Origin of the sequence: Micromonospora sp. NPDC047074, assembly GCF_040643815.1 — a bacterium.
In the GTDB taxonomy this organism is placed as follows: Bacteria; Actinomycetota; Actinomycetes; order Mycobacteriales; family Micromonosporaceae; genus Micromonospora.
This window is the reverse complement of sequence record NZ_JBEYVB010000030.1, coordinates 74,836-81,146: the sequence shown is the minus strand read 5'-3', so window position 1 is coordinate 81,146 and position 6,311 is coordinate 74,836. Positions and strand designations below refer to the sequence as shown.

5 protein-coding genes and 1 pseudogene are annotated in these 6,311 nt (G+C 73.6%); all 6 read right to left on the bottom strand.

What is annotated here, in order from left to right; genetic code table 11:
• Positions 1-80 precede the first annotated feature (80 nt).
• Positions 81-713, bottom strand: a pseudogene (locus tag ABZ809_RS26105) (nitroreductase family protein); the annotation flags it as partial.
• A gap of 105 nt (positions 714-818) precedes the next feature.
• Positions 819-2,051 carry a M20/M25/M40 family metallo-hydrolase gene (locus ABZ809_RS26100; protein WP_357565239.1) on the bottom strand — a complete coding sequence of 411 codons (1,233 nt, stop codon included), beginning with the start codon at positions 2,049-2,051 and terminating at the stop codon, positions 819-821.
• Between the two features lie 637 nt (positions 2,052-2,688).
• On the bottom strand, positions 2,689-3,159 hold the full coding sequence (locus tag ABZ809_RS26095) for a MaoC family dehydratase (RefSeq protein ID WP_357565238.1): 471 nt from the start codon (positions 3,157-3,159) through the stop codon (positions 2,689-2,691).
• Positions 3,156-4,328, bottom strand: coding sequence for an acyl-CoA dehydrogenase family protein (locus ABZ809_RS26090; protein ID WP_357565237.1), 1,173 nt, complete (start codon positions 4,326-4,328; stop codon positions 3,156-3,158). Before ABZ809_RS26090 ends, ABZ809_RS26095 begins: the two co-directional genes overlap by 4 nt.
• Before the next feature lie 34 nt (positions 4,329-4,362).
• Entirely contained in the window at positions 4,363-5,121 is a 759-nt protein-coding gene (fabG, locus tag ABZ809_RS26085) for a 3-oxoacyl-ACP reductase FabG (RefSeq protein WP_357565236.1), read from the bottom strand.
• A gap of 16 nt (positions 5,122-5,137) precedes the next feature.
• A complete protein-coding gene (locus tag ABZ809_RS26080; RefSeq protein WP_357565235.1) occupies positions 5,138-6,286 on the bottom strand; it encodes an acyl-CoA dehydrogenase family protein in 1,149 nt (382 codons plus the stop codon).
• Between the last annotated feature and the right edge of the window lie 25 nt (positions 6,287-6,311).

The window sequence follows — 6,311 nt, the reverse complement described above, 5'->3', positions numbered from 1 at the left end:
GCCGGGCCGACACGCGTCGGTAAACCTCGCGACCTCCCGTGGTGTCTTGCTGGGTGATGAGACCAGGAGGCCAGATGCGAGAGCACCTCCGGCAGCGGCTTGCGGACCAGGTCGGGCACCGTCGCGTCGGCGGCCGGATACCCGACCGGCATGACCAGATACGGACGCTCCTCCGGCGGCCGGTCGCACACCTCGTTCAGGAAGCGCATCGGGCTCGGCGTGTGCGTCAGAGTGGCCAGGCCCGCGTGGTGCAGGGCGGTGATCAGCACACCGACCGCGATGCCGACGGACTCCTTGACGTAGTAGGGCTTCGGGGACCGGGGCCCCTGGTGCACCTCGAACACCACGATCACGACCGGCGCCACCTCCAGGAACGGCTTGCGCCAGTCCGTACCGATCGGGGCGAGGGCCTCCAGCCACTCCGTCGGCGCGCGGCGGGCGTAGAACTCCCGCTCCTCGGCCTCGGCGGCCTCCCGCAGCCGGCGCTTGCGATCCGCGTCGGTGACCACGACGAACCGCCACGGTTGCAGGTTGGCCCCGCTCGGCGCGGTCGCCGCCGCGCGGACCGCCTCCTCGATCACCTCCATCGGCACCGGCTGCGCCGAGAAGTGCCGGATGGAACGCCTGGCCGCCATCCGGTCGGCGAAGGTACGCGCGCTGCGCACCATCTCCCCCGACTCGACCGGCGAACCGTCCGTGCGATGACCCGTCATACCAGTCATGAGCGCCTCCCCGCGCGATCGACCGATTCAGGATGGCCCAGCACCGCAGGCCACGGTTACGGAAAGTGTGCGCATTTCGGCGCGGCCCGGGCCGGCTCAACCGTCCGACGACGAGCCCTGCCCGACGGGCACCGCGTCGGCCGGCACCGCGTCCGCGTCGGCCGGCACCGCGTCGGCCGGCCGGTACCCGCGGACGGGGTCGGCCACCCCGGGCGTGGCGAGGATCCTGGCCGTCAGGGCGGCCAGCAGCGCCGTCCGCTCCGGCATCCGCGCGACGTCGACGTACTCGCCGCGCGCGTGCGGCAGGCCGCCCACCCCGCCCAGGCCGTCCAGGGTCGGCACGCCGAGGGCGCCGGTGAAGTTGGCGTCCGAGGCGCCGGGGGCCGCGACGCCCCGCACGGCCGGGAGCCCGAGCTCCGCCGCCGCCGACTGCGCCATCCGCAGCAGCGGCATCGACACCGATGCCGGCAGGGGGTAACGGTTGATCCCGCCGCTGACCGTCAGCCGCGCGTCGGGCAGCCGGGGCGCCAGTTCCCTGACCAGCCGGTCCACCCGGTGCAGTTCCTCCCGGGTCCAGGCCCGCACGTCGACGCAGAGGACGGCGGACTCCGGCACCACGTTCGTCATCGTGCCGGCGGTCAGGGCCGTCGGGGTCACGCTCGTCTCGCCCGCGGCGAAGCTCTGCACCGCGAGGACGTGGTGGGCGAGTTCGACCCCCGCGTTGACGCCCCGGTGCGGTTCGACGCCGGCGTGCGCCGCCCGGCCCTGCACGGTGATCCGGTAGACGGAGCCTCCCTTACGCGCCACCTTCAGGTCGCCGGCCTCGGTGCTCGGTTCGCCGACGAGCACCGCACCGGAGCGCCGGGCCTGCTCCTCGATGAGGGGCCGGGAGGCCGTGGACCCGCTCTCCTCGTCGCAGGTGAGCAGCAGGCCGATCCGCGAGGTGTCCGGCAGCAGCTCCAGCGCGGTGAGCATCTGCACGATCCCGGCCTTCATGTCGCAGACGCCGGGTCCCGTCGCCACGGTCCCGTTGATCGTGAACGGCCACTGCTCGATGGTGCCCGCCGGCCACACCGTGTCGTAGTGCCCGAGCAGCAGCACCCGCTGGTCGGCTGCGGGCCAGAGCAGGTGCGGCAGCCCACCCAGGAGCACGCGGCACGCCGGCCGGCCCAGCGCCGCGTCGCCCCACGCCTCGAGCAGATCGGCGCAGGCTGCGAGTTCCCGACGCGCCCCCGGTGGCGACTCGCAGGTCACCAACCGGCGCAGCCGCGCCGTCATCACCGCTGCCCGGGCCTGCGCCCCCTGCCGAAATACATCGACATTCACCATCATTTGATGGTGGCACCGCCGCTCGTCCGGCTACAGGCGCGACGCCCGACACCGCACGGATGCGGTAACCGCGACGCCCACACGGCACACCGGAAGATCGCGCGGGAAACCGGCCCGACGGGCATCCGACCGCGCGCCCGGCCCGGTGCCGGACCCGCGCGGTCAACCGAAGGGCCGGTGAACGAAGGTGACGAAGATTCCCATCGGCGGCCTGGCGGGCGCCGGGCCCCTGGCGCGCCGCCGGGCACCTGGTCCCGACGGAGCACGGGCCGCCGCCCTGGACAACGGCGACAGCCCGAGGTAGGCGACGTCCGTCACCGCCGGTGCGGTGGTCCGGGCCGGCCCCAGCCCGAGATCGAGGAGGCACTCGACCTGCCGGTCGTGGCCCCGAGCGCCGCCGTTCTCGTCGCGCGCGGCCGGTTCCTCCCCGGCGCGTTCGGCTCCATGTTCGCGTTCGCCCGGTCCATCGGCACGCCGGGCGTCTCCACCACCGTCTGTCCTCACGCCCACCGAGGCTCGACCCGCCGACATGACGTTTCCTTGCCATCCGCCGGACGCGCCACGGGACGCTGGTCGGTCGCGTTCGTGCCGGCCGGGAGCCAGCCGCGGGTGTCCGCGTCGCCGGGCGGCCGGTGGCTCAGGAGTCGGTGGCGGGCCCGACGTAGAGCCGGCTCACCGTCTCGGCGACGCAGACCGGCTTGCCGCCCGCGTCGCACTCCACGGTCGCGGCGGCGACCAGTTGCACGCCGCCGTCGACCGGGGACACCTCGGCGATGGTGGCGGCGGCCCGGACCGCGGCGCCGACCCGCACCGGGGCGGGGAAGCGCACCCGGTTGAGCCCGTAGTTGACGCCCATCCGCACCCCCTGTACCCAGTAGAGACTGCCGACCAGCGCCGGCAACAGGGAAAGGGTCAGGTAGCCGTGGGCGATCGTGCCGCCGTACGGGCCGGCGGCGGCCCGCTCCGGGTCGACGTGGATCCACTGGTGGTCGTCGGTGGCGTCGGCGAACAGGTCGACGCGGTTCTGGTCGATCCGGAACCACGGCCCGGGACCGAGGGTCTCGCCGACGGCGGCGGCCAGTTCGTCGACGGAGCCGAAGGTCCTCATGCCAGGTGCCCTCCCAGTCGGGTGTAGCCGCGCAGCAGGTCCCGCGCGATGATCAGCCGCTGCATCTCGTCGGTGCCCTCGAAGATCCGGTAGAGCCGGACCTGCCGGTACCACCGCTCGACGGGCAGCTCCCGGGTGTAGCCCATGCCGCCGTGGATCTGCAGCACCCGGTCCACGACGCGGTTGACCATACCGGCGCCGTAGAGCTTGGCCATCGAGGAGGCGTGCCGCGGGTCCATGCCCTGGTCCACCGTCCAGGCCGCCCGCAGGATGAGCCAGCGGGCCGCCTCCAGCTCGGTCTCGGAGTCGGCGATCATCCACTGGATCGCCTGGTTGTCGCCGATCGGCCGGCCGAACGTCTGCCGGGTGGTGGCGTACTCGATCGCCATCCGCAGCGCCCGCTCGGCGATGCCGACGGCGTGCGAGGGGATGGTGTAGCGGCCCTTGCCGATCCACTCCATCGCGAGCGCGAAGCCCTGACCGGGCTCGCCGAGGACGTTCCGCTCCGGCACCCGCACCTCGTCGAAGACCAGCGCGGCCGGCCCGCCCTCACCCATGGTCTGGATGAACTCCGACCGCCAGCCCATCGACCGGTCCACCAGGAAGGCGGTGGCCCCGCCGTTGCGCGCCCCCTTCTCCCGGTCGGTCACCGCGATGACGATGGCGAAGTCGGCCTCGTTGCCGCCGGTGATGAAGGTCTTCTCGCCGGTGAGCACCCAGTCGCCGCCGTCGCGGCGGGCGCTGAGCTTGATGTTGGCCGCGTCGGACCCGGCGCCCGGCTCGGTGATCGCGAAGCAGCTGCGCCGCTCCCCCTCGATCGTCGGGACCAGGAACTCCTGCTTCTGCTCGTCGTTGGCCCGGAACAGGATGTTGTCGGCCTCGCCGCCGAACCGGAACGGCACGAACGAGCGGCCGATCTCGGTCCAGATCAGCGACTGGGTCACGGCCGGCAGGTCCATGCCGCCGTACTCCTCGGGGGTGGCCAGCCCCCAGAAGCCGAACGCCCGCGCCTTGCGCTGCAACTCACGCAGCTCGTCGGGCTCCAGCCCGGGCCGGTGTGCGCGTTCCCGCCTGAGCAGTTCCTGCTCCAGCGGCATGACCTCCCTGGCGATGAAGTCGCGGGCCGTGTCGCGGATGGCCCGCTCGGTGTCCGAGAGCGCGAAGTCCATGTCCCCTCCGGGTCGGTGCGGTGGTGAGCGCGGCTCAGCGCGCGCCGCCGTTGACGTACAGGGTCTGACCGCTGACGTACGAGGCGTCGTCGCTGGCCAGGAAGGCGATCACCGAGGCGATCTCGGCGGGCTGGGCGACCCGGCGCAGCGGGGTGTGTTCGGCCACCGCCCGCTGGTGTTCCTCGGGGCTGCTGCCCACCCGCTCGGCGGTGGCCGCGGTCATCGCGGTGGCCACGTAGCCGGGGGCGACCGCGTTCACGGTGACGTTGAACGGGCCCAGCTCGACGGCCAGCGTGGCGGTGAGGCCCTGCACGCCGGCCTTCGCCGCCGCGTAGTTCACCTGGCCCCGGTTGCCGAGCGCGGACCGGCTGCTGAGGTTGACGATCCGGCCGTAGCGGGCCGCCACCATGTGCTGCTGCGCCGCCTGACAGCAGAGGAACATGCTGGTCAGGTTGGTGGTCAGCACCGCCTCCCACTCGGGCAGCGGCATCCTGAACAGCAGGTTGTCGCGGGTGATCCCGGCGTTGTTGACGAGCACGTGCAGCCCGCCGTACGTCCGGGTGACCTGCTCGGTCATGGCGGCGACCGCCCCCGGGGCGGTCACGTCGCAGCCGATGCCGACGGCCCGGCCGCCCGCCGCGACGATGTCGTCGGCGACGGCCCCGGCGCGCGCGGCGTCGAGATCCACCACCGCGACGGCCGCGCCCTCGGCGGCGAGTCGGCGGGCGGTGGCGGCGCCGATGCCCTGTCCCGCACCGGTGACGACGGCGGTCCGGTCGGCGAATCTGGTCACGGTTGCCCCCTTGGCGCTAGAAGGCGTTGACGCCGGTGAGCGCCCGCCCGATGAGCAGTTGCTGGATCTGGCTGGTGCCCTCGTAGAGGGTGGCGACGCGGGCGTCGCGCAGGTACTTGCCGACCGGGTACTCGTCGATGTAGCCGTACCCGCCGAAGACCTGGACCGCGTTGTTGGCCGCCCGGACGGCGGCCTCGCTGGCGAAGAGCTTGGCCATCGACGCCTCGGTGGCGAACGGCTCGCCCCGGTCGATCAGGTCGGCCACCCGCCACACCAGCAGCCGCGCGGCGTCGGTGTCGACGGCGATGGCGGCGAGCAGTTGCTGCACGAGCTGGTGACCGGCGATGGGCTTGCCGAACTGGGTGCGCTGGCCGGCGTAGCCCACCGCCGCGTCGAGGCAGCCCTGGGCGATCCCGACGCAGCCGGCGGCCACCGACATGCGGCCCTTAGCCAGGGTGGCGAGGGCGAGCCGGAAGCCGCCGCCCTCCTCGCCGAGGCGCGCCGAGTCGGGCACCCGTACGCCGTCGAAGCGCAGCTCCCCGGTGGCCTGCCCGCGCAGGCCCAGCTTGCCGTGGATCTCGCGGCGGGTCAGGCCCGGCGCGTCGGTGGGCACCAGGAACGCGCTGATGCCCCGGTGCCCCGGGCCGCCGGTGCGGGCGAAGACCAGCGCGACGTCGGCCGTGGTGCCGTTGGTGATGAACATCTTCGCGCCGGTGATCAGCCAGTCGGCGCCGTCGCGGACCGCCCGGGTGCTCAGCGCCGCCGCGTCGGAGCCGCTGTCCGGCTCGGTCAGCGCGAAGCAGCCGAGCGCGGCGCCGGAGCAGAGCCGGGGCAACCACTGCGCCCGTTGCTCGGCGGAGCCGTGCGCGGCGATCGACTTGGCGACCAGCCCGAGGGTGACCGAGACGATGCCCCGCACGGCGGAGTCGCCCCGGCCGAGCTCCTCCAGCACCAGGCAGTAGGAGAGGTGGTCCCCGCCGGAGCCGCCGTCCTCCTCGCCGATGGTGAGCCCGAGGAAGCCGAGCTGGCCGAGCTTGCCGACGATGTCGGGGTCGACGGACTCCCGGCGGTCCCAGGCCGCCGCGTGCGGCGTCACCTCCCGGTCGACGAAGTCGGCGGCGAGCCGGCGGACCGCCGCCTGCTCGGCGGAGAGCTCCAGATCCATGCGCTTTAAACTAGCGGTGCAAGTT

Bases quoted from the DNA above. Each gene is read 5' to 3' on its own strand.
- ABZ809_RS26100 (WP_357565239.1), bottom strand. From the start codon at position 2,051: ATGGTGAATGTCGATGTATTTCGGCAGGGGGCGCAGGCCCGGGCAGCG.
- ABZ809_RS26080 (WP_357565235.1), bottom strand. From the start codon at position 6,286: ATGGATCTGGAGCTCTCCGCCGAGCAGGCGGCGGTCCGCCGGCTCGCC.
- ABZ809_RS26095 (WP_357565238.1), bottom strand. From the start codon at position 3,159: ATGAGGACCTTCGGCTCCGTCGACGAACTGGCCGCCGCCGTCGGCGAG.
- ABZ809_RS26090 (WP_357565237.1), bottom strand. From the start codon at position 4,328: ATGGACTTCGCGCTCTCGGACACCGAGCGGGCCATCCGCGACACGGCC.